The sequence below is a fragment of the Escherichia sp. AM3 genome (assembly GCF_032029835.1).
Lineage (GTDB): Bacteria > Pseudomonadota > Gammaproteobacteria > Enterobacterales > Enterobacteriaceae > Escherichia > Escherichia coli.
The window spans coordinates 1-2,451 of the sequence record NZ_JAVUPQ010000200.1; the positions used below are offsets into that span (position 1 = coordinate 1).

Below are 2,451 nucleotides of genomic sequence, written 5' to 3' on the forward strand. Positions count from 1 at the left end.
TGTGTAAGCAATAAAAAACAGCTTTAGGTAATAAGGAATATCTCAATTTTTAAACATAAAATGCGAATTGTTTAGTACAAAAAGTGAACTTCTGATGATCTTTCCCTGTGTTTAACGCAGCGTTCTTTCTTTTCCTCTTCACCCTTAATGTCTTTGCAATCTCTTAATAAATTCAGTGCCATCTTCTTTATTCCAGATATTATTTAGGCTGCGTTTCCTCTTCTTATCCGGCTGGCATCTTCATTCATTTTTACATCTAACACCCAATGAAGACTGTGCTCGATCAGCCAGTGCGCTCTGATAGCATGTGCAAATTCTTTAGCATCCATATCCTTTGATGAAATATAATATCGGATGCTTACACCTTCTGCTGATTTATCTTCTTTCTTCTGCCTGAATGACAATGCTACACAAAGCTTTTTTAATCCCTTCCATTCGAATTCAAAATCACAAAAATTCAGGCGTTACGTTACTGACAATATGCAAACGTGTTTCTTTTCTTCCATGACTTATCTCCTGCGTACTAAACGAATCGCCTTTATAATTAGAAAACACATTTACAGGAAATTTTTCCTCGAATGCATGATGTAATTTCCCCTGATTGCCTTTTACTGCCAGAAGATAATCTGCTTTTTTATCTTTGATCTTCGAAGAGATATCTTTCTGACAGCCCATAGCATCAATGGTTATCAAATTTTTCTTTAAATACAGTAGGTTAAGCAACTCTGGAATGGCTGTAATCTCATTACTTTTGGCTTCCGTTTTCACCTGCCCCAGTACAACACCATTTTCGTTCGAGAATGCACTCACCATATGGATTGCTCCTTTTCTTTTTCCCTTATCAAAGGAGCCTCTTATGGTCTTTCCATCTATTGCTATAATTTCACCATCAGTGATTTCATGGCACTCCTGCATCCATTCAATAAACATCTTTTCAAAGGCCAAACTGTCAATGTTACTCACAACGCGTGCAATGGTGTCATCGACCGGAATGCCATTATCAAAATCACCATATTTCTTTAGCCATTCAAGTCTTTCATGTCCAAAATCTTCAATTTCCTGCCACTCATCGGCACCTGCAATTACTGCACATACGGTGAGAAACAAAATAGCAGATAATTTATGTTTAACCTTTCCTTGTTGTCGTATATCAGGGGTCACTGAAATATAATCAAGCAAACTTTGAATACTCACCTGGCGTCCTTTTTTATCTTTTTAGTTATTCCAAAGGTTAAATTTTGATCACCTGTAGGCGTTAAAGCAAAGATGAAAATCGTGATTTACATCACAATTTTCATGATCTTGCCCTGCCCCGTCCCTTGCTCTCATGTCTTTCTGTATGTATTTTATATTTTTCTCTTTCTGGTGTTGTTCATTATGACCATTTACCAATCCAGTCAAAAACTTCATTTTTCAAATTGTTATCATAATAATCAACATCATAATAGTCTCCATAATTAATTATTTTATAACTAGCCTTCTTGTTTTTATCACTAAAATACACCCGTTGTTTTGTAGCGCAGAACTCCATATTCTCCAGTTTACTAATGTTTTTTAATCGCACGCTATAAAGAATATCATTGAAAAAATTAAGATTTATATCAACCACTCCACAGTGCGTCCTGTAATTATTAACCATTATACTTATAAAATGACCATTCCCTCTACTAATTTTTTGGTCATTAATTATTTTATAAATAATATTTTTTTCAGAAAGATATATCTCAACGCTCTTTGGTGTTTTATGTCCATAAAATACGATGTCAGAATTTGAATTGTTATCAAACCCAAGGTAAACAACAAATAAACAAAGGGTAATTAAAAAAATGACAAGTTTGCCTCTAATAATTTGAAGCATCTGAACTCCCTTGCTTTGCTTTTATTGGATTATCTGCTTTTATACCATCTAACCCGAAGAGTTGCCCAGTGTTATATTTTTCAATACATGCATCGCTACATTTGGCAGAAAAATCGCCACAAGCAATACCGACAGTGTTATTTTTAAGATCCATGATTCTTTCTTTAGCTGGCTGACCTTGTCTATCCCCTGCCGCCTCATGATTTTTACCTATCACGTCAGCTATTGTTGATCCAAATGTCTTAGTCATTCGACACATCAAGTAACAATGTCTCATTGCATCGGCGGCCCCATTATGAGCTCCGCCAACAATAGCATCCATATCATAACCGAACTGGTAAGCACTGTTAGTAATGCTGTTTGCAGCAATCAATCCAGGTACACCAGATACGGCATAAATTAGTCCACCTGATGTCATATTCTCAATCGCATCTAACCCCATTGGGTCTATCACTTGTATGGGATTCAACGGATACTGATACATATTCCATCCACCTCTCAACCCAATCGGGTCCGGGGTGATATACCGCCCCTGCAACGGATCGTAGTGCCGGTGACGGTTATAGTACAGCCCCGACTCCTCATCATGCTGC

3 protein-coding genes and 1 pseudogene are annotated in these 2,451 nt (G+C 36.8%); 1 reads left to right on the forward strand and 3 read right to left on the reverse strand.

All coding sequences use genetic code 11. The features are described from left to right. Positions 1–49: 49 nt before the first annotated feature. Positions 50–1,194 (reverse strand): annotated as a pseudogene (locus tag RTW80_RS24035) (ISAs1 family transposase). An 81-nt stretch (positions 1,195–1,275) separates the two neighbouring features. On the opposite strand from RTW80_RS24035, the gene RTW80_RS24040 reads away from it, so the two are divergent. Further along, on the forward strand, positions 1,276–1,461 hold the full coding sequence (locus RTW80_RS24040) for a protein YncO (protein WP_120795385.1): 186 nt from the start codon (positions 1,276–1,278) through the stop codon (positions 1,459–1,461). Here the strand turns inward: RTW80_RS24040 and ydcD are convergent. Together ydcD and RTW80_RS24050 are read right to left on the reverse strand one after the other, a co-directional pair. Continuing rightward, positions 1,376–1,858, reverse strand: a complete 483-nt coding sequence (gene ydcD, locus RTW80_RS24045; RefSeq protein ID WP_000939263.1) for a protein YdcD — start codon at positions 1,856–1,858, stop codon at positions 1,376–1,378. The genes RTW80_RS24040 and ydcD overlap by 86 nt on opposite strands. Next, positions 1,842–2,451: RHS repeat-associated core domain-containing protein (locus tag RTW80_RS24050; protein WP_250267819.1), on the reverse strand; the 610-nt coding region annotated here is incomplete at its 5' end. The genes ydcD and RTW80_RS24050, both read right to left, overlap by 17 nt.